Source organism: Leptospira soteropolitanensis (genome assembly GCF_026151655.1).
Lineage (GTDB): Bacteria > Spirochaetota > Leptospiria > Leptospirales > Leptospiraceae > Leptospira_A > Leptospira_A soteropolitanensis.
Genome location: NZ_JAMQPN010000010.1, coordinates 15604 through 38027, shown reverse-complemented (window position 1 = coordinate 38027; position 22424 = coordinate 15604). Strand labels below are relative to the sequence as shown.

The following is a 22424-nucleotide window of genomic DNA, read 5'->3' as shown; positions in this document are numbered from 1 at the left end:
GATTGTATCAAGTTATTCTTTGCCTTTTATTCCTTCCCCTTTCCCTTATGGCGGAAGGGGGCGAAGGGCTTTGGCATTTAGGAACAAATCCAAAAACAAATCTAACAGACCTTAATCCAAAAGATCACAGTTCTCAATTTTATTTTGGATTCACTAAAGAAAGTCACTACTATTTAATCAGCTTAGAAGAAAGTTCCTCCCGATACTTTCATTTCGAAAATGGAATGATATCCGAACTGGATTGTGAGTTATATAAAGACGGGAAAAAAGTCTCTGAAATCAAAACAGGTCTTGTTAGGAAAAAACCTCCTGAAGTATCCTTTACAGGCGGCTTTGTTTTTCCCGCAAAAGAAAAAGGAATTTACTTAATTCGAATCCAATCCGAAGACACACACCGAATCAATTTTCGCATTCAAGATGAATTCAGTTTACTTAAATTTACAAAATCTATTTCTCTCTGGCAAGGGTTCTACTTTGGGTTATGTATTTTGGTTTGCCTACTCTCTGCAACACAGTATATCATTTTAAGAGAGCGAGTTTATCTTTTACTAACTTTTGCAACCATGTCCATTCTCTTTACAAATGTTTTGAGATCGGGACTATTTTACGAATACGGGTTTAGTGATTGTGAATGGTTTTATAGATATGTACCTGGACTCGTTTCATTAAGTCCTTTTGGTTTGGTTCTTTTTCTTAGAGAGTTCTTACAAACAAAACAGAAATATCCGAATGCAGACAAATATATAGTTTCTTATGCCTACTTTTTAATTCTGTCTATTTTCATCGTATTTATTGATCTTCAGCTTTACTTTCGATTTATATATGCGAATAGTCTAATGTTTTCAACTTTCAATTTTGGTTATGCCATTTATTGTATGATTAAAAGAAAAGAAAACGCAAATGTTTTGTTTTATGCATTCCTTGTGAGACAGATCAGTACCACTTTATTAATTTTTGCAAACCTCGGTTATTTACCTTCTTTTCCATTTTTAAGTTCTGCAAACGAGATTGGTGCCGCCATCCAGATGACAATTTTTACCATAGCGATTTCAAAATTTCAAATTCAAAACCGAATCAAAAAAGAACAAACTGTAACAAAAGAAAACGAAGAGTTAGAAACGATGGTTTTGGAGAGAACTAAGGAAATACAAACGCAAAACGAAAAATTAGAAAAGGCATTATTACAGATCAGTCATACTGAAAACCAATTGGTATTTTCTGAAAAAATGTCTGAATTGGGAAAATTAGTCGCAGGCGTGGCCCACGAGATCAATAATCCGCTTAGTGCGATCAAAGCTTCAATTGAAACTTTAATTGAATCGAAAAACAATGAAATAAAGAACCTAGGGTCCAAGGAGAATATCTATTCCTCCCTCAATCCGACAGAACTAAAAACCATTCAAAAAATGCTTACCTACCAATCCGATTTTGGACTAGTAGCAAGTTACACGGAACGAAAAGAAAAAAAAGCAAATCTTAAAAAAAACTGCAAAGACAATGATTTAGAATTCGAAGATGCAATATTAGAAAGATTTTTAGATGTAGGAATTACAAAATTATATGATGAAGAAATTGCCTTACTAAAAGTTGGACAAGAAAAACTATCTAACTTAATTCTAGAGGAAAAAAATTTCAAACTCCATCTATCAATTATTCAAATTGCTGTTGACCGATCTTCAAAAATTATACTTGCCCTAAAAAACTTTTCAAGAGTCACAAAAGCTGAAGAAAGGAGGGTTTTCACTCTCCTTGAAAATATTGAAACGGTACTTACTATTTACCAATACAAAATGCGGGGTAAAGTTTCACTTAAGAAAACTTTTTTGACGGATGCAACCATTCTCGGTTGGCCTGAAGATTTAATTCGTGTATGGACCAATTTGATTTTAAATGGACTCGAAGCCATGAATCAAAAAGGAAATCTTATGATCACTTCCGAAAAAAAAGGAAGTTTAGTTGAAGTCAAAGTAATAGATAACGGTCCCGGCATACCATTAGAGATTCAAAACAAAATCTTTGAACCTTTCTTCACCACCAAAAATCATGGCGATGGAACAGGGATGGGCCTTGGAATAACGAAGTCGATTATAGAAAAACACAAAGGAAATATATTTATAGAATCAGAACCGGGAAGGACTTGCTTTTCGATACAATTGCCAGTCATCGAATTCATTGATCCCAACGAACCCTTTGTCGAAGAAACTTAAAAATTCAATTAAGTCAGACGATTTAATTGCTCTACAAAAAGTTCTCGTTCACCGCTATTTGGAAATTGATTTAAGTAACTCAAAAGATAGTTTTTTTCTGAATTTAACTCTTTATGCAAAATCTCTGATACCTTTTTGGATTCCATCAGATTTAAAATATAAGATTCATCGGAAGAATCTCTTTCTTCCTTTTTAAAAACTGATTCTAATTTTCTTTTTTCAATTAAACCAAGCTGATTACGTAAAATAAGAACTGGATAGGTAAATAAACCATTTTTAAAATCTTTTAAAAACTCCTTTCCACTCGCACTGGAATCAACAAAATAATCCAAACAATCATCTTTCTTTTGAAAAAGTTTTCCTAACCTAACGCCGAAATCACGTACGACCATTCTTTCCTTTTTAGTTTTACCAGCAAGAATGGCGGCCGATTCTGTACAAACTCCAAAAAGCGAAGCCGTTTTTCCATAAATGATGGAATCGTAAACCTTTAAGGAAATTTTTGGATTTTTTTCCCATTCCATCTGCAAAAGTTCGCTTACCGATAAATCTTTTAAAACTTGCGAAAAAATTTCCATAAGTTCGGAATTCCCAAGTGAATTCAGTCGACTGATACCACAAGCTAACAGATAATCGCCGGCAAGAATAGCCGTTTTGTTTCCGAACAAAGATCCAATGGTTGGTTTACCTCGACGAATAGGAGCATTGTCAACAACATCATCATGAAGTAAACTTGCCGCATGAATGAGTTCAGCAACACTACCTACATCAAGCCAGCTAACATCTTTTACATTTAGAAACTGACAAAACAAATAATGAGAAAAAGGTCGAATCCTTTTTCCGCCAGATGTTATGACATGTTTTTTGATTTTTTTTAGAACAGGAATATCTTCCTTTATAATTCCATCTAGGTTTTTATCAAACTTAGCTAAAATGGATTGGATACCAAGATTAGATTTCATTGATTATTCCACATGAGTGGATCTGCTTTCGAGAATCTGAAGGTGATCCTTTATAATATTTTCCATTTCTTTTGTTTGATTATCTCGATAAATGTGGATTAGATTGCGACACATACGTTTGATCATAGAAAGTGTGGAAGCTTTTGTAAAATATTTTGGTGAATTAGAATATCCATTCGCTTCCAAAAACTTTTCACAGGTAAATTTATCTAACAAAACTCCGCCATGAAATGGATCAATGTAAGTAAAATAACCTTCCGATTCGTATTGCAAAAGAAAATGAAGTGGCAAATTGGTACCATAGAGCGGAAGCCCCAATCTTTGGCCAACTAACAGGTATACCACAGAAAGAGTGATTGGAATTCCCAATCTACTTTTGATCACTTGGTATAGATAAGAATTTCCTGGGTCATTGTAATTTTGGATATTCCCAACAAATCCTTCTTCTTGGAATAAAACTTGGCAAAGAATTTGCACTTTTAATTCATCTGTCAAATATCCAGAATGATCATCATACAACTCGGAAACTCTGAGTGCAATTCTATCTAATTCATGTTTGATTTCGGCATAGTTTTGATCAGGAAAACCGATACTAGAAAGCTGAACTGCCATCTCTTCTAAATCTTTATAATGATTCGTATTCCCACGTAACGTAAGTTTAAAGAAAGAATGACGTAACCTATGGCGAGAGATTTCTGATTTTAAATTTCTAGCCTGTACTCTGAGATATGGATCTTTTACTTCATCCAATGCAGATTCCAATTGGATCTGCCAAGGAATTCGAGATGCAATGAGTTTTAATAAAAAACGTTTTTTTTCGGGTGGGGCAACTTCCCAATCATATAATATACGAGTGATATCATCCGGATAAAAGTCAGGAAAGGAAGTTTGTCCCATGCAAAAACTATCTTTATAAAAACAAAAATGTCAATCGAATCTAGAAGATTAAACCAATTCTGCTAGTGCTTGCGCTTCTTGTTCTTTATTTGGAGGAGTTCCATGCCATTTAGGATTGTTTTCCATATAAGAAACACCTTTTCCTAAAATGGTTCTAAAGACAATGAGTGTAGGTCCACCAGTGTGTTGTTTAGCTTTTGTAAAGGCTGCAAAGATCTCTTCCATATTATGTCCGTCTGCATTGATTACATTCCAACCAAACATTTCGAACTTTTTATCCAATGGCTCTAACTTCATTACTTCTTCAGTGTTACCATCGATTTGAATATAATTCCGATCCATAAAAGCAATGAGATTGTCAGTTTTGAAATGAACTGCCGATTGTGCAGCTTCCCAAGTCATTCCTTCACCGCATTCACCGTCAGAAATACATGTATAAATTTTATATGTCTCTTTTTTTAATTTTGCACCAAGAGCCAAACCAACAGAAACAGACAAACCTTGTCCAAGAGAACCTGAACTCGATTCGAGTCCTTTCATATAACGAGTAGAAGGATGGCCTTGGAGATAAGAATTAATATTTCGAAATGTAAGTAGATCCTCTACAGGAAAATATCCAGATAGGCCCATAGAAGCATAACGAACTGCACAAACATGGCCGTTAGAAAGAATGAGTCGGTCTCTTTCTGCCCAATCCGGATTTTTTGGATCATGTTTTAAAACAGAAGTATACAGTGCAGCATAAATATCAGCAAGTCCAAGAGGACCACCTGGGTGACCAGAATTGGCAGCAGTGACCATTTTAATTACTTGGATTCGGATATCTTTTGCAAACTTCTTTGCGACTTCAATTTTTTCCATGAACATTCCTTAAAGCGGTTTTGATTGAAATAAAAACAGACCGGAGATATAAACAATCGTGTACAATGGCAAAAAGATGTAATGCAATTTTACGTGTAAGTTTCGTTTTCTTTTCCATCCCAAATAACCCATACACAACATAAGAATGAGCGCAATGGCTGCAAAAAAACGATGGATGTGGATAATAATTTCCGGTGCTGTTGGATAAATTTGGTGAAAGGCTATCCCACCTAACAAATACTTAATGCTCAAAAGGTAAACAGCGGCGGAAAGATTTGCCAAAATCCCGATTGTGTTGAAGAATCTATGTCGTTTTTGGTCTCTCTTTCGAAAGAAATAACCCAAATAGAATCCAATAATGGAAATCGTCATGAGAGAATTGACCAAAAACAGTGCCATCTCCTGTCATTCTGAAAGAATCCGCCTCCGCTCAAAGAATTTTTATTTGACCTTAACCGCTTTTCACAAAAATTGGATATGCATGCCGCCTTAGCTCAGTGGTAGAGCAGCTGTTTTGTAAACAGCCGGTCGGAGGTTCAAATCCCTCAGGCGGCTCCATGCAACTTCTTCGGGTAGGTACTCAAGTGGCCAACGAGGGCAGACTGTAAATCTGCTGGTTTTACCTTCGAAGGTTCGAATCCTTCCCTGCCCAAACTAAGTTCCTTTTCAACGGAACAAATCTCCCAACTAACAACTGATCGAAGGATTCGAATAGAGGAGATCGTCTGCGACCCCGCGAAGCTTTCGTAAAAAGCTGAGGCGATGTTGATTGCCGAAGGCAAGCAAGGGGGGATGGAGCAGTTTCCGCACGATGCGGAAAAGCGAGCGGTGACGGGCCCGCGCGAACGTAGCCACGATGGCGGAGCGATGGGTGGGCGATCCGTCCTGCCCAAACTAAGTTTCCGAAGCTTTTATACAGCGTATTTTCTATAATTCAAAGATATATTGGGGAGTGAGGAGTTTTAAAATTTTCTTATCCGATGTCCAAAGTTTTAATTTTCTCTGTTTGGTTTCTGCGATTAAAATAGAATCAATAATACCAATTACATGTTCTAAATATTTATTTTCAAAGGATAACTTTCCTGCATGAATAAAAGATCCGTTTGATAGAATGCCATTTAAACTTGCCCAATATTCCAAAACAAAAGAAACTTCATTTTTATTCCGACACCTCATTTTTTGTGATCTTATCAGTGTTCTGCCAACATTAATCAAAATCATTTGCTTCTGGTTCAAAGATTTTAAATACTAATTTATTATCGCATATTCGTTTTCTCTCTTCCGCTTTGTTTTGAGTATAAACAAAGTTAACAAGGCCAATGTTTTTGCGGCTTTCATTTTCTTGATCTGTATTTTTTGGAATTGGCACCAGTAAACTTAAAGCCATTATTTTCTGAAATTCAATAGAATCCAAATTTTCTCTGCAATTCTGCCTTTCGCCATCTGCGCATTGAAGGTGAAATAGAATCAGTATTATTGTTATTTTTTTCATGTCTTCCTCAAAATTTTTTTGCTACTTTGCATAACCAACACACTTACCGACCTAGGCTGGCTCTTAGTTCAGAAGGAATATAGCCGTCTCTATTAAACGCAGCATGTTAATGATAAAAAGTAAGTCCGAAATTAATATTCGAATAGAAGGTAGTTTGATTTTTTGTATTAGAATAAAAAGCGGAAGTTAATAAATATTGCTCAATCCCATTTTGTGTTTCATATCTCATACCATCTCTTGAAAAACCTAAAGTATCGGCATCAAAATTTCGAAATTTTATATTTCTAATGGAAGTCATTAGTCCTAAATTGAATCCAATATTATCTAAAACCGGAAATTCCAAAGTTAAAAAGTTTCGAAATCCAGTAGTTTGTATAGACCCATTTTTCAAACTATTGCCATTTGTTAACAATCTGATTCCTGGAATACTGTTAGTATCATAAGCCTCAATATAATATTGAAAATTCTGACTATAAAAAAGCCTGGAGTAACTATAATTGTTATCTGTAACAAAAAATGAGAGATTATTGGAAATTTTAATTTTACCGAATAACGTATATTGAAAGCTTAATCCTATCTCTGGACCCCATCCAGCAAATTTCTGATTTTGTCGGAAGTAAGCCATAGAATTATAATATTTATCCGAACGAGTATATTCTTCATTTTGATTTGTTAGACCAACTAAAAATCCAAATTTTGAATTTTCTGTAATAGAGAACATTTTAAAAAATAAAAATGTAACTTCTGTTTTATTTTTTGCATCATGAATTTCAAAAAGTTGGCTATTTGAGGGGTCATATCCAATGATACTCGGATTAGAGGATATATTGATCGCATAAAATTGAAATCCAATGTTACTAGGTAAATTAAAATAGGATAAGAACAAAGTCTTGTTGCGGCTAGGTGTGTCTTGATTGTTGAGTCGAGGGATGTAAAGAATATATGGCACCTCATGTGAATTCGGACTGTTGTAACCTTGAGACAGATTTGGAGATAGGGAAATTGTTACTGAATGTATAAAATCAGAATTAAATTCCTTTCGCAGTCTTTCTTTTCTTATTAACTTATATTCCTGTTCTTTCTTATTAAGAAGTTCTTCTAATCTCTTTTCTTCTTCTTTTAATTCTTCAATTGATTTATTATTTTCCTTTTCTATATTAGTTTCTTCAGAGAAAACTGGGAAGATGAAAAGGAAAAATATCAGATAAATTTGTACAATTCTTTTGATGATCATAATTTTTGAATTTTCCGCATAATCTATATTACACCATTATCCATAAATACTACAAATATATTGGTTCTCTTCTTTTTTTAAAAAGTCCAGATTTTGCCTGAATTCATTCATCCCATATAGACCCGGAAGGTAACGATTCTCTTCTCTTTCACATTCCTTTTTCTTTTTGAGATAGGTGGCGCAACCGACTAACACAATGTTGGAAGCGATCGCTTGTCCTAAATTTTTATCCTCTTTCAATATTGTAGGCGATAAAAGAACTAGTTGTTCACAGTATGATTTAAAATCCCTATCCAGATAGTATTTACACGCATCTTCCTTTTTACCAACCATACAGTTTGTTAGAGTAACAATGAGGATCAGGCAAAATATGTTTCGAAGCTGCTTCATCACTTTAACTTAATACCCAAAATGTGGGATGTATTCCGATTTTTTTTCACACTTCCGTTCCTCGATGGTTTTATAGAGGCAAAGCAACAAATATTGATCTGATAAGAAACGAGCAAACGAAGAAGGGCGTCCACTCTCTATATTGATTCTTACGGTTTGATCAAAAACTAAATAACTTGCACAAAGCGATTCAGCATCACCCTCAAAGAAACCGCCACCCTTACCTTCGACGGTTTGCCTACAAAAATCCTTTTGGTCTGTGCAATTCAACACAGTCACAATTAAAATAAAAATTAAAGATTTCATATAACCTAACTTCCGAACTATCATTAGAAAAATAGAATATGGATCTACACTTTTTTCGCCAATGAGCGAACCATAAACCGTTTTGAACGGAATTTTGGTGTTTTTAAAACAGAAATAACAGTTTTTGGAAACTTTTTTAACTAATTGAGGGATTTCAATACCCCCCTAACATTTAATTTCCCACCAAATTATAGTTTGCTCCAAAAAACCTATAGCGATAGAAAAGGTCCAAATGAACAAAAAAGAAAGAATCCTACAGATCCTATTTTTCCTTGTGTTTCTAATTGGTCTTTCCGGTGGAATTACCAATTTAATCAAAGGTGTTTCCCTCATCATGCCCGAGGGAACAGCTGTTACTCCCTATGCAGACAATGTATATCGTTATTTAGCTGGGATTCTTCTTGGTGCTGGCCTCATTGCATTCTGGGTGGCAATTACCATTCGTAAACAAGGAGATCTTATCTATGTGATGGGTACAGCTGTTTTTTTATCAGGTCTAGGTCGTGTGATTTCAATGATCACCGTTGGAATTCCAACAGAGGTTAGACTTAACGTTTATGTTTGTTTAGAATTAAGTTTACCAATCGTTATTTGGATCTTACAATACTTAAGACAAAAAGAAAAGTCTTCTTAGAACTTCTTTCATCTAAATCACCCAGTTTTGAATCTTCGTTCGATAGAAAAAATACGCTTCGTCTCTTTTCCTTTGCAATTGCATACCAAATTGTCCGCGTTTTGATCGCACCACAGATATGAAATTCAATGTCTCTTGCCCTTCCCAAGTGACTGTCGGAAACAATTGTTTGCCCGATCCATCATAGAAAGCCCATTGTGTTTCTTCCGTGTCCGCAAGTTCTTCAGTAAAAAAATGATCTAAACTCACTTCTGCTTCCGGTAAAAACTGACATGTGCCAGAAGAAGTTACTGGATTACGACCAAATACCTGTATTGGTTTCTGTTTGCAAAAACGAATTTGATCTCGAGAAGATCCGACAAGTTCCAATCGCAGATTTTGTTCTGGTGTGACTAAAAAATTTGCTAATAAAGGATAGGTGAAAGATAATAAAACGATTACCAAAAATCTTGTAAAACAAATCGATAGATATGAGAATATTTTCATTAGTTGATCCCTGGAAAGAGTAATGTTAAAAATTCATTTCCCTCTCTTTCTGCCAAAATACGAATACTCGGTTCATAAGGTTTCCAAGAACTGTTTGCATTCGGAGAACAATAAAAATTTAAGAGAGTTTCTATTTCATCAGAGGAGGATATAGTAAATTTAAAAGTCGAACACATCTCTTTGGAATTTCCCTTTAATACCAAGGATTTTGTTGTCTCTAAATCTCCTCTTGGTTTTGATCCAAAACTTCCACTCATTCGAAAGTAACGAGCAGACAAATCATAGTCCGCTGTTTGGCGATAATAAACACCCATCAAATACAATACATCGGATTTTTCTTGGTCAGTGCGCTCACGATCTGTATCACCTAATATTGTTTTCAAAAATTCTTTACCTGAATCTGCGCCAATTTTAAATTCAGAAATCCCAATAAACAATGGGGTTTTTACCATACCGGGATTCTCTGCATAAATTGATAAAATCGCTTTATATTGTTTGCGTTTCAAAAGAATAATAGATGCAAATTCGTATAACTTTTGCGAGGCGGCATTTTTCAAATGTTCCGATAATTCCAAATATTTTTCCGGAGAGGATTTACTAGCAAGTACATATGTTGAGGAAAGTTCAGAAACACTAATAGGTCTATAAATTTCTGCTAAGTTTGTCCAAATCCAACTTCTCTCTTTGGTAGGAATGAGATTTGGATACTTACTTCCTAAAAACAATGCGTCCAGTAACTTCCCATGTTTTTTATATAAAAAGAAAAGTCTGGATACTACTGCCTTCTGTAATTTACCAGATGGTTTTTCTGTTAATGCCTTTTCATATAGCGGAATGGCAAATAGAGTATTTAATTGTTCCATCTCATACCCAGCTTCATAATAAGAATTGGCGAATACCGATGGAGTGTATCCCATTACATACAATAGAAATATTAGGCAATGGAATGATATATGATATCTTTTCATCTAGTACAACCCCTTCATCAAATCTTTGTTTTCTGAATGCGTTGCTTTATGATCTTCTGTACAAATTCCTTCAGGAGGGTAATCGGAAAGATAAAGCTCATTTGCTACTGGACAATGGGACCCAGCTTGTTTACCTGTTAATGCACATATTTTAAAAGGTTTTGCATACACTGGTTGGCTGAATTGTATTTTAGGAATTATATTTTTTTTATCAATGGAAGAGACAATTTCTCCCCAAAGAGGAGCTGCCACTGCCCCTCCGAGCCCACTAGGACCCATTCCAAATTTTGGATTATCATAACCAACCCAAACAGCCAAAGATAAATCAGGTCTTGCCCCAACAAACCATGCATCTTTATAATCATTAGTAGTTCCTGTTTTGCCGATTAAATCTCCCGCATAACTACCATTTCTGACTCCACTGGCACGACCACTATCTCTAAGTAGGGATACCATCACTTCTGCCGTATCAGGACGAATGACTTGGCGTTCCGGTGGTAATTTTAATTTGAATTCGTCAGAACCACCAGCTTCATACAAAACAACACCCTTCGCATTTTTTATCCTTTGGATTAGATAAGGACGTTTGACAGTACCTTGGTTCACAAAGCCGGTAAAAGCAGATGCCATCTCCATAGGAGATATTTCTAAAGTACCAAGTGCTAAAGATAAGTCTCCCCGGTATCGTGCTTTTTTTTCTGAATCATTTGGAAAAAAGTATTTTGTAAAATAACGTTCTATACCTGCACTTCCCAATCGTTCTGCGACTTGAACCGCTGCTGTGTTTTTTGATTTCACTAGAGCTGTGCGAAGAGAAATTTCACCGTCAAAGTTACCTCCTAAATTTTCAGGAGCCCACTCTTTTCCCCCACCTCCTCGGTAATACAAAGGAGCATCTAAAATTCTTGTGCCTGATTGGATGACTCCAGCATCAATGGCTGAGGCGTATAACACTGCCTTGATGGAACTACCGGTTTGTCTACGCATTTGGGTAGCACGATTGAACTGGTTTTGTGAATTAAACTCTTCTCCACCATGTAAAAACAACACCTGACCTGTGTTTGGTTGAATTCCCACAATGGCAGCTTGTACGACGCTTGTATCTTTTTCCGAATCCAGACTATCCGTATTCCAAACGAGTTCGTTTAAAATAGAAACCTCTTCCAGTTTTTGGCGAAATGCCAAATCTAATGGTGATTCTGGTTTTACTCGCACTCTCTTTTTTTGTATTTTCCCTGACTTTCGAGATTTTGTTAAATATTCACGAACAATCGGACCAATGAGTTCTTGGGCACCTCGGTCCAAGGTTGTTTCTACTGTATACCCACCACTTTCATAAATATTTTTATCACCTTCTAAAGAAGAAAGAATCCCGCGAACATGTTCGGTCACATAAGGAGCAATGTCTTGTCTCGAACCAAAAACAGTTTCATTCGGGGAACGAGTAGAAAGATTATGATAAAAACTAACAATTTTTTCGCGGTCTAAATTGGGATAAATGCCACGATTCCGAAACATTTGTAATATAGCGCGAACCCGGGTATAAGAATCTTCCGGATTTTTAAGAGGAGAGTATTTGTTTGGTGCAGACGGAAGTGACGCAAGAAGCACCATTTCTTCTTTACTTAACTCCATTGGATTCTTCTGAAAATAAAATTTAATCCCTTCTCCAAATCCAAATGCTCCATGTCCCAAATACACATGGTTCATATAAGTTTCTAATATTTGTTCTTTCGTTAACACAGACTCTAAAGCAAATGCCAGTTGTGCTTCTCGCCATTTACGATTTAAACTTTTACGACGATCATCCAAAATGATTCTTGCTAACTGTTGAGTAATGGTCGAAGCACCTTGTTTATAACTTAAGTTAATGATATTTTTTAAAAAAGCCCTGAGAATTGCTGAATAATCAATCCCACCATGAAAGAAAAATTTTTGATCTTCAATATTTAGAAGGATCGATATCATATCCTCTGGGTAATCTTGCAAACGTAAGGTGGAAGTTCTCTTTTGAAAAATTTCACTCACCATCTGTCCATTACGATCTAAAATTTTAGTGGGAATATTTTTCGAAAGGGACTCCAAATAAATAGGCACTTCTTTTTTAGTAGCAAGGACTCCAGCAACAAAATAAGAAAACCCAAGAATGAATAAAAAAAGGCATATTGAAGTAACTGTGAATGTTATTTTCCAATAGGAAAATGAAAATTTTTTTTTACTACCTGTGGTTAATCTTTGTTTTAATGGTTTTGGTTTGAATTGTCGTTCTTCTGGTTCTCGCACAAAAACCACTTTACGTTCCCAAATTGGTTTCGATTTGGATTGAACTTTTTCCTGGAAGGAACTTGGTTTTGCTATGGGAGTCGTAGGAATTTTAAATGGTTGGAATGACTGAGTATCATCCGTAACTACCGGCTCTTTCGGTACTACTTGCAAAATCTCGAAATGATAATCTACAAAATTGAGAATTACCTTTTCTTTACAATGAGCGCATGTTAGCTGAAATTTACCTTCCCGAGGGATTGGTTCTGGCAATCGAGATGCCTTTTGGCAATGTGGACAAAGATATTTGGGAGAAAGTGCCGACATAGGTTCTCCCTATTCTTATCGGCCGTTTGTTAAAATTACAAAATCAGCGATTTTTGCAAAATCTCGACTCTCTTCCCTATCTTTGACAAATCCAGAGAGAACCAAGACAGAAAGTCCCATTTCTTGTAGTCTGTGTACGACACCGCCCCTTCTGTCGGAATGAAACCGACCATTTAAGTGAACCACTTTCTTACCTGTTTTATAAAATTCACGAGAAATCGCTTCAGCCATACCTTGGTCCCAAGTCGCTTGTGCTAAAATCAGGTATTGATTTCCTCCGTGGCCTCCTCCATGTCCTTGTCCGAAAAGTTCAGTTAACCTTTGTTTGTAGTCCTCTGTAAGATACTTTTCTAAACTATAAGCAGGTGGTAAATATTGGATGGCTTGGTCTGTAAATTCCCGATAGGCAGCCAAACCTTTCCTAGAAATCAAATTTACATACCTTCTAGGAGGATTGGCTGCAATCACATTACATTTTTTTTCTTTGGCAGTAGAAACTAACGGAAAATAGTCGGATTTGAAATTTTTCCACTGAGTTATGGAGGAAAGAAAACTTACCTCAGAAATCCTACCCTCCAAAAATTCATTCACTATATATTGTTCGTCTTTTTCCAACATTTCTAAAGACAAGGACAAGGATTCTACTTCCGATAGACGTTTGAATAAGGCCAGATAAAAACGATGTAAATCGTCATTATCATGTTCTTCTCCAAAAACGATGACATTGAATTTTGAAGTTTCTTTTACAATTTCGTCAATGGAAACCATTTCTGCGGTAGACGTACGTACAATTTGTACGGACGAATTTTCCTCTTCAGCAGAAATGCCCCAAACGACAAAAAAAAGCAAAATCCAGAATCGACTTAAATTAGAGAAGGCTTTCAATTGCTTGTTTTAGCTCCGCACTTTCTGGTTTAGTTCCAGAGGGAAATCGAAATACTACATTACCATTTTTATCGATTAAGAACTTTTCAAAGTTCCACTTCACATCACCTTTTTCTTTTGCATTCTCTGTTAGAAATTGATAAACAGGATCTTTATCATTTCCCAAAACTTTTGTTTTTTTCATCAGATCAAAACTGACTCCAAAGTTTAGTTTGCAAAACTCTACAATTTGAGATTCGGTTCCCGGTTCTTGACTACCAAAATCATTCGAAGGAAATCCGATGACTTTTAATCCTTTGTCCTTATAAGTTTGATGGATTTTTTCTAGACCTTCGTATTGAGGCGTATAACCACATTTAGATGCAACATTGACAACAAGGACAGGATGTCCTTTGTATTCGGAAAGAGAAACTTCCTTTCCTTGGATGGATGTAGATTTAAAATCAAAGAATGACATCTTTTTTCCTCCGGCATAAATATTGGAACTGATAAAGAGAAAAATGGCAAACAAAACTTTCCTTTGCATAAAACCCCCCTATTGCAAGTTTAGACTATGTCTGCATTGTTTTTCGCTGTACTTTCCGAGGCTAAACCCTGGTTGGAACTTTTACAAGCGAAACCCTTGTCTCCCTCTGGCAAATTTCGAATTTTTCAAAACGAATCGCATTATATCATCATATCTGGGACAGGAAAACTCTCAATGGCTTTGGCTGTTTCTGAATTTGCTCATACTTTGTCAAAAGTGGAACGCAACCAAATGAAAATTTGGAACCTAGGCATTGCTGGTGCAAACCAAATCGCATTTTCTTTAGGTGATCATTTTTGGATTCATAAGGTCACTGATGCTGCCACAGGAAAAGATTTTTATCCAGATCGGATTATCAACTCCCAATTCAAAAACGAAACCAATCTCAAAACATTTGACAGGCCCATAACTAAAGAAAAAAAAATAGATCGGTTTTTTACGCTTACTGAACATGAGTTAGATGGTGTCAATTTAGTTGATATGGAAGGTTCCGGTTTCTTTGCAGCAGCATCCCTTTACTTTCCATTAGAAAACATTGCAATTGCAAAAGTCGTATCCGACCATTTAGAAGGAAAATTCTGCCAATCAAATGATGTAGAAATGATGATGGCAAAAATCGCAAAACCTTTATATGAAGAATGGATTTCCCCTTTACCTTGGAATCTTGGTGACAATATCGAATCTGATGACTGGCCAAAAGTAGAAAACTTTATCAAAGATATACGCCTAACAGAAACCATGAAACATGATCTTAAAAAATCGATTCGGTTTTTTCGACTACGAAATCCAAATTCGCTTTTACCTTTCCCTGAAGATACATTAAAAGAAAATCTTAAATCAAAAACAGATCTTAAACATTTTTTTGATGAATGGAGAAAAACCCTTCATGTTTAAAGTTTTTTCTCATATTTATATTGAAGAAAGTATAAAAGACCACTTTCGAACCAAAGAGATTTTGACTCGTTTTCCTCAAGCGATTCCCATTTCCATTCGACATTATAAAGATAGTTTTAACCGAAATTCGCAAAACTTTAGAATCCAAAAAGAAAGCCCAAAATTGATTTTAGCGGAAAAAAAAGACAACTTTCTATATCCTGGAAGCGATTTTTCACCTAACTTTTCCCATCCTCACTTTTACTACAATACTCTTGCACTCAACTGTATTTACGATTGCGAATATTGTTATTTGCAAGGGATGTTCCCTTCCGCAAATCTCGTGTTATTTGTCAATTGGGAAGACTTTTTCGATGCCACAAAAGATTTTATAGAAAAAAACAAGTCCCTGTATTTGGCTTTGTCTTACGATACCGACCTTTTGGCTTTGGAATCATTTTTTCCTGCAACCAAGGCTTGGTTAGAATATGCCGCAACCGAACCTAGTTTGAGTTTGGAAATTCGCACGAAATCGACTAACTACAGTCAAATTGCCAAAATTCATCCTAATCCAAATGTCATCTTAGCTTGGACCATCAGTCCACAAAGCATCATCGAAACTATCGAACATGGAACCCCATCCTTACAGGCCCGATTAAAATCCATCAACCAAGCCATTTCAGATGGTTGGAAGGTTCGTATTTGTATTGACCCAATTTTACGAGTCCCCGATTGGAAAACACATTACCAATCGTTAGCCGACAAACTAGGGAAAGAACTAAAAATAGAAGGCATTACAGACATCAGTTTTGGGGGATTTAGAATGAATATTGATTTTCTGAAACGAATGACAGAAGTAAGAAAGGACTCTTCCATTTTATTTCATGCTTTTGAAAAAAAAGATAAAATAGTTTCATATTCGAAACTAGAAACGGAAGAAATTTTAGAACTCATGTCCACTTCATTATCTAAAAATTTTTCTTCCTCGCAAATAAAAGTAAGTTATTTTTGAATTTTTCCTTTTCTTTTCTATAACTAGTTTTTAACTTAAGACCCTACCTATGAAGAAAAGAATCATTTTGCTATCCCTTGTGGGAATTTTTTTTGCGATGTTAGGCTGTGGAGAAGTCAATCGCAACAAACCAATCGCCAAGGAAGGAAAGTTAGACTTGTCCTCATGGGACTTTGTGAAAGATGGAAACATCAGCCTTGACGGAGAATGGGAATTTTATTGGCAACAAACCGCAAAAGGAATCCAAATCAATGCAGATCTCGGTAGAGAATCTAAGTATATTTACCAAACAGTACCATCCAACTGGAAAGGAGTCGATTGGTTTGGAGAAACTCTCGGTGGATTTGGTTATGCGACATATAAACTAAAAGTTATTTTTCCCAAAGACACACCTAACCTAGCATTTCATAACTTAGACCTTTCTTCTGCGTACAGATTGTACATCAATGGGAAATTGATTTTGGAACAGGGTAGTTTCGGAATTAACGCAAATTATTTTGAACCATCATATAAATCTGTACTTATGGATTTAGAACCTGTTTCTGGTGAAACAGAAATCGTTTATGAAATTTCCAATTTCCATTATTCCAAAGGTGGATTTTGGGAAAGTATGGAACTTGGCGAAAGACGGACTCTATATGATAAAGTCAATCGCAGTTATCAAGTAACATCATTTCTTGCAGGGAGTATTTTCCTTTGGGCACTTTATCACTTGGGCCTTTTTGTCATGCGTAGGCAAGACAAAGCTAGTCTTTTCATATCTCTATTTAGTTTACTCATTGTTATGCGACTTCTTACTATCGGTGAAAGAAATATCCTCAATATCTTTCCCAATATGCCAATGGACTTTCTGATTCGATTAGAATTTTCAACTATATATATCGCAACCATTGTTTTTGCATACTTCTACCGTCTGGTATTTCCAAACACTGTTGGCCAGAAAACCATCTGGGTTCTAAATATTCTTATCTCTCCATTTCTCATTTCAATATTTTTACCTGTGGCAGTTTTTAGTTCCCAAATCCATTATTTCCAAATCTTTCTGATATTGGTATGTGTAAGGATTACAATTGCCATCATCATGGCTTATCGCTCTGATACCGTTGGTGCAGGACTCTCTCTAATAGGATTTAGCTTTGTATTTGGGACAGTTGTCCATGATATCCTTTATCAAAATAATGTAATCAATACAATGAATCTGACTCCTTTTGGGTTTTTGGGTTTCATACTTTTCCAAGGATACATCCTTTCATATGGATTTACAAGAGCCTACCTATCCATTGAAAAACTAAAAGAACGACTAGAAGTTTCTAACAAAGAACTTAACATTCTAAAAGAAGGACTAGAAGACATCGTTGTCGAAAGAACGCAAGAACTAGAGAATTCTAAATCAAATATAGAACGACTCAATGAATTTGCAAAAACACTAAACACCTCTCTTGAGTTAGATAGCATTCTTGGCAAAGCATTTAATTATTTAAACGATGAAGTTTTTTGTGATTCAATGATTTTACTTTTAGTGGATGTAGATAATTCGAAAATAGTCTATCATAAATCAGTCTCATCACCTAACTCTGGGTTGGCACTAGAAACAAAATTACACGGTATGAATTTTCCTTTGGACCCAAGTGCTGGAATTTTTTACCAAGTTTACAAAAGGAATCGTCCTTTCCGATTTGCAAAAGTTTGGGAATCGCGACTTACCGAATCAAATCAAATGTTTGTCCAACTGATTGGGAAACATCCAGGTATGATCATACCTCTCAGTTCCCAAGGTAAAGTCATAGCTATGTTAGCCTTGTTTACCGAACAAAAAGGAACTAGTTTTTCTAGGTCACAACTTCAGTTAGTCGAAAATACGGCTGAAAACATTGCCACTGCTGTCACAAATTCCATTCTTGTGGAAGAAATGAACCGAGAAAAGTTCATTGCTGAAAATGCAAGAATGCAAATGGAAAACGCTAAAAACGAAGTGGTTAAGCTAAATGAATTCACAAAAAAAATCAATTCAGAATCCAGTCTTTCACAAATCATCGAAGAAATGTTTAACTACATTTTAAAAACCTTCGAAATCGAAGCTACTCTACTCCAACTCGTCGACCCCAAAAAACAAGAGTTATATACATACAATACAACCATTCCGACTTACGCAACAGAAGATCAATTGTCTTTTGCAAAATCAATTCGTGTTCCCCTCAACGAAAGAGGCGGAATTATTTATAAAACGTATCTCAGAAAAAAGGCTTTGTTTGTTTCAAAACCTCCCAAACGGTATGAATCAGAACTAGATAAAGAAATTTTTTCTCGATTGAGTCTCACTTCCTTTGTGGCTGTTCCTCTCGTAGTTCAAAATGAAGTCATAGGAATGGCTTATTTCACCTCTTACCAAAAACCAATGGAAGTCACAAGGGAAGTACTCGGAAGAATTTCGGGTTTTTGTGATCAAATCGCCGGTGCGATCCAAAATTCTTTGTTATTACAAATCACAGAAGAGGAACGAAAAAAATCGGAACGCGCCAAAGCAGAAATTCAGAAAATGAACGAGTTTGCAAAAAACGTAAACTCACAAAACAATTTAGAAAACATTTTAGCCGAAATCTTTGGTTTTATTCGCAAAAATTATAAAATAGAACATTGTGTTTTATATTTTTTAGACAAGGAATACAATGAATTCCGATATCTTAACCATTCCGGATTTGATCTGTTAATCGACGAAAATATAAACTACTTCAAATCACTCCGTTTCCCATTACGCGAGGAAAGTGGGTTCGTCTATAAATGTTATCAACGAAAACGACATTTTTATATGAAACACGTTCCTAAAACTATGCCATTCGATATAGATAAACAAATTACTGAGAAATCAGGAATGACAGGATTTTTAATCTCACCGCTTGTCAACAATGATGAAGTTGTTGCTATGGCAGTTTATGGAATTAGCGATGAAAATATCCAACTAACAACAGATGAAGTGAATTCAATCGTAGGTGTATCGGAACACATTGCTAGTGCCATCAACAATCATTTTTTACTCAAAAAAATAGAAGAAGAAAAACAAAGATCAGATTCTCTTTTGCTCAATATTCTTCCTAAAAACGTTGCAGAAGAATTACAAAAAAAAGGAAGAGTGAATCCAGTTGAGTTCGAAAATGTAACTCTTCTTATGACTAGTTTTCCAGGTTTTTCTCAAATCACAGGGCAACTCACTCCAGAGGAACTCATTGAAGGACTCGATTTATATTTTTCTCGTTTTGATGAAATCATCAAAGCAAAAGGAATGGAAAAACTTCGTATGACTGGAGATATGTATTTAGCTGCAGGAGGACTTCCCGTTGGAAATTTTACTCATGCGGTGGATGCATGCCTTGCTGCACTGCAAATCAAAAATGAAGTATTAAGAATGATGGAAGACTTTAAAGACATTCCATTCCGACCCAATGGAATCACTATAGCCATCCATTCTGGCCCAGTTGTCGCAGGAGTTATTGGGAAATCTAAGTTCAACTATGACGTTTGGGGAAAAACGGTGACACAAACGCAGGCTATACGAAGAGGTGGTGTAGGTATCCCAATCAATATTTCATTAGAAACTATGGAAAAAGTTAAACGTCTATTCCATATCGATAACCAAAGACAAATTAATACATACGAAGGTGACCAATTCCCAATTTATGAATTGTTATCTTTAAAACCAGATTTATCTGACGATTCAGGATTCATTCCGAATGAAAAGTTTGGCAGGTTATATACTCAGCAAAAACGCGGAGCAAAAATTTTAATCAAATGATGTATTTACTTTTTGGCATCGTAATACTATTTTTAAGCATTGTATATTGGATTTTTTATTTATACAAACAAAACGAAGAAAAAGAAAATATAATTTTAACTTACAATGCTGAACTAAATTTATTAAAAGAGGATTTAGCAAACCGAGAAAAAGAACTATTAGAAACCAAATCAGTTTCAGAAGAGTTTTCTGATAAGTTAGTTGATTCTTATACACAACTTTCAGATTTAGATGGCCTACTTAGGGAAATTAATTCAGCGTCCGATTTGAAAGATATTCTGAACATACTTGGCCACTACATTCGAGAAAAATTCAAAGTCCCACACTATTTATTATATGTTTACAAAGAAGAATCAGAAGTTTTAAATTTTTTTCATAGTAACTTTCCAGAGGGACTTTCCGAAAAAGTGAAAGAAGAAATCATGGGAAGACAAATCCCTGTATCTGATACGTACGTTACTATTTATGCTCATGCCTATGTTCGCAAACGCAAACGAAGTTTTTACATTAAAGATTTTGAATCTTATAAAACAGAAGGGGTCGAACTTGAAAACAAACATTCTGCTAATTTAAAATCACTGCTGATTGTACCCCTTTATTTGAGGAACAAATTCATCGGCACATTAGACTTATTAGATTATTCAGGTATATTTGAAGTCACAGAACAACAATTAAATCAGATTAAAATTATAGCTGATTACATTGCTGGAACTATAGAAACCGGATATCTATTAAATGAACTTAAAATAGGAAATATTGCGATTCAAAAAGAGAAAGAGAACATTGAAACTAATCGATTGAAATTAGAAAACTTACATAGATTTAATCGAAAGATCAATTCGTTTTCTCAAATTGAGGACATCACTAGAGAGGTATTTACTTATCTAAAGAATAACCATCGGGTGGAACTTGGATTTATCCTACTTGTAGATCTAAAAACGAATTCCCTTGTTCCTCTCATGGAAGGAGCAGAAGTTTTCAATAAAGGCCTTTTGGTCACCAACTTTCTTCGATCTTTTCGTCCACAAATATCACCAAACATTGGTTCTCTTTTCAGAACATATTTAAAACAAAAACCGGTTTACTTAAAAAAATCCATCAAATGGAAGCAACTGTCTAGTATTGATTCTTCTATCGTAGAGAGTTTTAAATTAGAGTTATTTGGACAAATTCCACTTGTGGTTCAGGGACAAACCATTGGTATTATCTGTGTTACACGTCTCACAAGAGAACAAGATTGGACCAAAGATGAGTTTGCAGAAATTATTTCCTTTTGCGAACAAATAGCTGGTGCCATTCACAATGCAAACCTTAGACGCGATTTAGAAAAAGAAAGAGAAAAGACACTGCATTTCATAAGAAATATTCTTCCTGGAGATCTTGCCGATGAGTTGATCGAACGAGGAGAAGTCGCTCCAATGGAATATGAATCGGTGAGTATATTGTTCACAGACTTCAAAAACTTTACTGCAGCTGCGGAATCACTTTCTCCAGAAGATTTAATTGAACAGTTAGATGGCTGTTTCTCTCAATTTGATGACATTGCAGTCCGGTATAATTTCGAAAAACTAAAAACTATCGGTGATTCATACATGGCTGCTGGTGGAATTCCACAAGGTAACTTCACACATCCTGTGGATGCTTGTCTTTTTGCGATGGAAATTAAATCGTTTATGACTCAAATCAAATCAGTTAAACAAATGTTAGGTCAAGATTTCTGGGAAATTCGAATTGGTATTCACACGGGCCCTGTAGTGGCAGGTGTTGTTGGTAAAACAAAATTTGCCTATGATGTATGGGGAGATACAGTAAACACAGCAAGTAGAATGGAAAGTTCTGGTGATGCTGGAGAAATTAATCTTTCAGAAACCACTTATGATAAGGTGAAACGTTTCTTTGAATGTGAATATCGAGGAAAGATCAAAGCAAAAAACAAAGGTGAGTTGGGGATGTATTTTTTGAAACGGCTACGTCCAGAATTTTCCAGAGATTTGGAAGGTATGGTTCCCAATCAAATCTTCCTAGATTTATATAAAAACTTGCAGATAGGCGCAAAAATCATCTATAGACAAACCGGTTCTTAAATTAGTTTCCACCTCCTGAAGGACTAGATCCAGATCCTGAATTCGAACTACTTCCTCCCTTACTGCCTGAACCAGAGCGGGAAGTATTACTAGATCTTGAAGATTTAGTAGATCTACTTGTAGAGGCTGTTGGACATTTTTCATAACACATCACGTACAAACATCAATCCCATCTTACAATGGAGGAAACCCGCAAATGTGGAAACTACCTAAGAAACTGACTTGCGTAGA

20 protein-coding genes and 2 tRNA genes are annotated in these 22424 nt (G+C 35.5%); 8 read left to right on the top strand and 14 right to left on the bottom strand.

The window, feature by feature from the left end; translation table 11 throughout:
* The first annotated feature begins 47 nt into the window (after nt 1-47).
* Nucleotides 48-2207: a 7TM diverse intracellular signaling domain-containing protein gene (locus tag ND811_RS16815; protein WP_407658919.1), complete on the top strand. Its 2160-nt coding sequence runs from the start codon at nt 48-50 to the stop codon at nt 2205-2207.
* Between the two features lie 8 nt (nt 2208-2215).
* Here the strand turns inward: ND811_RS16815 and ND811_RS16810 are convergent, their stop codons facing one another.
* The 4 genes from ND811_RS16810 to ND811_RS16795 are packed head-to-tail and all read right to left on the bottom strand — an operon-like array spanning nt 2216 to nt 5326.
* Nucleotides 2216-3169: a polyprenyl synthetase family protein gene (locus ND811_RS16810; protein WP_265353201.1), complete on the bottom strand. Its 954-nt coding sequence runs from the start codon at nt 3167-3169 to the stop codon at nt 2216-2218.
* A 3-nt stretch (nt 3170-3172) separates the two neighbouring features.
* Nucleotides 3173-4066 (bottom strand): transglutaminase-like domain-containing protein, encoded by an 894-nt coding sequence (locus ND811_RS16805; protein ID WP_265353202.1) that lies wholly within the window; start codon nt 4064-4066, stop codon nt 3173-3175.
* A gap of 48 nt (nt 4067-4114) precedes the next feature.
* Entirely contained in the window at nt 4115-4927 is an 813-nt protein-coding gene (locus tag ND811_RS16800) for a transketolase (RefSeq protein WP_265353203.1), read from the bottom strand.
* 9 nt (nt 4928-4936) lie between these two features.
* Nucleotides 4937-5326 carry a hypothetical protein gene (locus ND811_RS16795; protein ID WP_265353204.1) on the bottom strand — a complete coding sequence of 130 codons (390 nt, stop codon included), beginning with the start codon at nt 5324-5326 and terminating at the stop codon, nt 4937-4939.
* An 84-nt stretch (nt 5327-5410) separates the two neighbouring features.
* On the opposite strand from ND811_RS16795, the gene ND811_RS16790 reads away from it, so the two are divergent.
* A tRNA-Thr gene (locus ND811_RS16790) sits at nt 5411-5485 on the top strand.
* A 12-nt stretch (nt 5486-5497) separates the two neighbouring features.
* A tRNA-Tyr gene (locus tag ND811_RS16785) sits at nt 5498-5579 on the top strand.
* Nucleotides 5580-5854: 275 nt separating this feature from the next.
* Here the strand turns inward: ND811_RS16785 and ND811_RS16780 are convergent.
* From ND811_RS16780 to ND811_RS16760, 5 genes are all read right to left on the bottom strand, one after another.
* Complete coding sequence (locus ND811_RS16780; protein WP_265353205.1) at nt 5855-6148, bottom strand: PIN domain-containing protein; 294 nt, start codon at nt 6146-6148, stop codon at nt 5855-5857.
* Nucleotides 6135-6419: a hypothetical protein gene (locus tag ND811_RS16775; protein WP_265353206.1), complete on the bottom strand. Its 285-nt coding sequence runs from the start codon at nt 6417-6419 to the stop codon at nt 6135-6137. The genes ND811_RS16780 and ND811_RS16775 overlap by 14 nt, the downstream gene beginning before the upstream one ends.
* 106 nt (nt 6420-6525) lie before the next feature.
* A complete protein-coding gene (locus ND811_RS16770; protein ID WP_265353207.1) occupies nt 6526-7653 on the bottom strand; it encodes a hypothetical protein in 1128 nt (375 codons plus the stop codon).
* 36 nt (nt 7654-7689) lie between these two features.
* The gene (locus tag ND811_RS16765) at nt 7690-8043 is read right to left on the bottom strand and encodes a hypothetical protein (RefSeq protein ID WP_265353208.1); all 354 of its coding nucleotides are present in this window, start codon (nt 8041-8043) and stop codon (nt 7690-7692) included.
* Between the two features lie 9 nt (nt 8044-8052).
* Complete coding sequence (locus ND811_RS16760) at nt 8053-8349, bottom strand: hypothetical protein (protein ID WP_265353209.1); 297 nt, start codon at nt 8347-8349, stop codon at nt 8053-8055.
* Between the two features lie 232 nt (nt 8350-8581).
* On the opposite strand from ND811_RS16760, the gene ND811_RS16755 reads away from it, so the two are divergent.
* Entirely contained in the window at nt 8582-8983 is a 402-nt protein-coding gene (locus ND811_RS16755) for a DUF4345 domain-containing protein (RefSeq protein ID WP_265353210.1), read from the top strand.
* A 12-nt stretch (nt 8984-8995) separates the two neighbouring features.
* Here the strand turns inward: ND811_RS16755 and ND811_RS16750 are convergent, their stop codons facing one another.
* From ND811_RS16750 to ND811_RS16730, 5 genes are read right to left on the bottom strand one after another with little or no spacing between them, the layout of a single operon-like run.
* Nucleotides 8996-9469, bottom strand: a complete 474-nt coding sequence (locus ND811_RS16750; protein WP_265353211.1) for a hypothetical protein — start codon at nt 9467-9469, stop codon at nt 8996-8998.
* The gene (locus ND811_RS16745; RefSeq protein ID WP_265353212.1) at nt 9469-10437 is read right to left on the bottom strand and encodes a hypothetical protein; all 969 of its coding nucleotides are present in this window, start codon (nt 10435-10437) and stop codon (nt 9469-9471) included. Before ND811_RS16745 ends, ND811_RS16750 begins: the two co-directional genes overlap by 1 nt.
* Nucleotides 10438-13026 (bottom strand): transglycosylase domain-containing protein, encoded by a 2589-nt coding sequence (locus tag ND811_RS16740; protein WP_265353213.1) that lies wholly within the window; start codon nt 13024-13026, stop codon nt 10438-10440.
* 15 nt (nt 13027-13041) lie between these two features.
* Entirely contained in the window at nt 13042-13911 is an 870-nt protein-coding gene (locus tag ND811_RS16735) for a ChaN family lipoprotein (RefSeq protein WP_265353214.1), read from the bottom strand.
* Entirely contained in the window at nt 13895-14437 is a 543-nt protein-coding gene (locus ND811_RS16730; protein ID WP_322113486.1) for a glutathione peroxidase, read from the bottom strand. The genes ND811_RS16735 and ND811_RS16730 overlap by 17 nt, the downstream gene beginning before the upstream one ends.
* A 27-nt stretch (nt 14438-14464) precedes the next feature.
* Between ND811_RS16730 and ND811_RS16725 the strand changes: the two genes are divergently transcribed.
* Genes ND811_RS16725 through ND811_RS16710 form a run of 4 tightly spaced genes read left to right on the top strand, consistent with a single transcriptional unit; the run spans nt 14465 to nt 22193 of the window.
* On the top strand, nt 14465-15331 hold the full coding sequence (locus ND811_RS16725) for a phosphorylase (protein WP_265353215.1): 867 nt from the start codon (nt 14465-14467) through the stop codon (nt 15329-15331).
* Nucleotides 15324-16322, top strand: a complete 999-nt coding sequence (locus ND811_RS16720) for an SPL family radical SAM protein (RefSeq protein WP_265353216.1) — start codon at nt 15324-15326, stop codon at nt 16320-16322. The genes ND811_RS16725 and ND811_RS16720 overlap by 8 nt, the downstream gene beginning before the upstream one ends.
* 49 nt (nt 16323-16371) lie before the next feature.
* Entirely contained in the window at nt 16372-20109 is a 3738-nt protein-coding gene (locus tag ND811_RS16715; RefSeq protein ID WP_265353217.1) for an adenylate/guanylate cyclase domain-containing protein, read from the top strand.
* Entirely contained in the window at nt 20106-22193 is a 2088-nt protein-coding gene (locus ND811_RS16710; protein WP_265353218.1) for an adenylate/guanylate cyclase domain-containing protein, read from the top strand. The genes ND811_RS16715 and ND811_RS16710 overlap by 4 nt, the downstream gene beginning before the upstream one ends.
* Nucleotides 22194-22424: the final 231 nt, after the last annotated feature.

What these genes read in the sequence shown, in the direction of transcription:
- ND811_RS16715 (WP_265353217.1), top strand. Translation starts at nt 16,372, where the DNA reads ATGAAGAAAAGAATCATTTTGCTATCCCTTGTGGGAATTTTTTTTGCG.
- ND811_RS16710 (WP_265353218.1), top strand. Translation starts at nt 20,106, where the DNA reads ATGATGTATTTACTTTTTGGCATCGTAATACTATTTTTAAGCATTGTA.
- ND811_RS16760 (WP_265353209.1), bottom strand. Translation starts at nt 8,349, where the DNA reads ATGAAATCTTTAATTTTTATTTTAATTGTGACTGTGTTGAATTGCACA.
- ND811_RS16815 (WP_407658919.1), top strand. Translation starts at nt 48, where the DNA reads ATGGCGGAAGGGGGCGAAGGGCTTTGGCATTTAGGAACAAATCCAAAA.
- ND811_RS16745 (WP_265353212.1), bottom strand. Translation starts at nt 10,437, where the DNA reads ATGAAAAGATATCATATATCATTCCATTGCCTAATATTTCTATTGTAT.
- ND811_RS16780 (WP_265353205.1), bottom strand. Translation starts at nt 6,148, where the DNA reads ATGATTTTGATTAATGTTGGCAGAACACTGATAAGATCACAAAAAATG.
- ND811_RS16805 (WP_265353202.1), bottom strand. Translation starts at nt 4,066, where the DNA reads ATGGGACAAACTTCCTTTCCTGACTTTTATCCGGATGATATCACTCGT.
- ND811_RS16765 (WP_265353208.1), bottom strand. Translation starts at nt 8,043, where the DNA reads ATGAAGCAGCTTCGAAACATATTTTGCCTGATCCTCATTGTTACTCTA.
- ND811_RS16775 (WP_265353206.1), bottom strand. Translation starts at nt 6,419, where the DNA reads ATGAAAAAAATAACAATAATACTGATTCTATTTCACCTTCAATGCGCA.
- ND811_RS16755 (WP_265353210.1), top strand. Translation starts at nt 8,582, where the DNA reads ATGAACAAAAAAGAAAGAATCCTACAGATCCTATTTTTCCTTGTGTTT.
- ND811_RS16810 (WP_265353201.1), bottom strand. Translation starts at nt 3,169, where the DNA reads ATGAAATCTAATCTTGGTATCCAATCCATTTTAGCTAAGTTTGATAAA.
- ND811_RS16750 (WP_265353211.1), bottom strand. Translation starts at nt 9,469, where the DNA reads ATGAAAATATTCTCATATCTATCGATTTGTTTTACAAGATTTTTGGTA.
- ND811_RS16725 (WP_265353215.1), top strand. Translation starts at nt 14,465, where the DNA reads ATGTCTGCATTGTTTTTCGCTGTACTTTCCGAGGCTAAACCCTGGTTG.
- ND811_RS16800 (WP_265353203.1), bottom strand. Translation starts at nt 4,927, where the DNA reads ATGGAAAAAATTGAAGTCGCAAAGAAGTTTGCAAAAGATATCCGAATC.
- ND811_RS16730 (WP_322113486.1), bottom strand. Translation starts at nt 14,437, where the DNA reads ATGCAAAGGAAAGTTTTGTTTGCCATTTTTCTCTTTATCAGTTCCAAT.
- ND811_RS16720 (WP_265353216.1), top strand. Translation starts at nt 15,324, where the DNA reads ATGTTTAAAGTTTTTTCTCATATTTATATTGAAGAAAGTATAAAAGAC.
- ND811_RS16740 (WP_265353213.1), bottom strand. Translation starts at nt 13,026, where the DNA reads ATGTCGGCACTTTCTCCCAAATATCTTTGTCCACATTGCCAAAAGGCA.
- ND811_RS16770 (WP_265353207.1), bottom strand. Translation starts at nt 7,653, where the DNA reads ATGATCATCAAAAGAATTGTACAAATTTATCTGATATTTTTCCTTTTC.
- ND811_RS16795 (WP_265353204.1), bottom strand. Translation starts at nt 5,326, where the DNA reads ATGGCACTGTTTTTGGTCAATTCTCTCATGACGATTTCCATTATTGGA.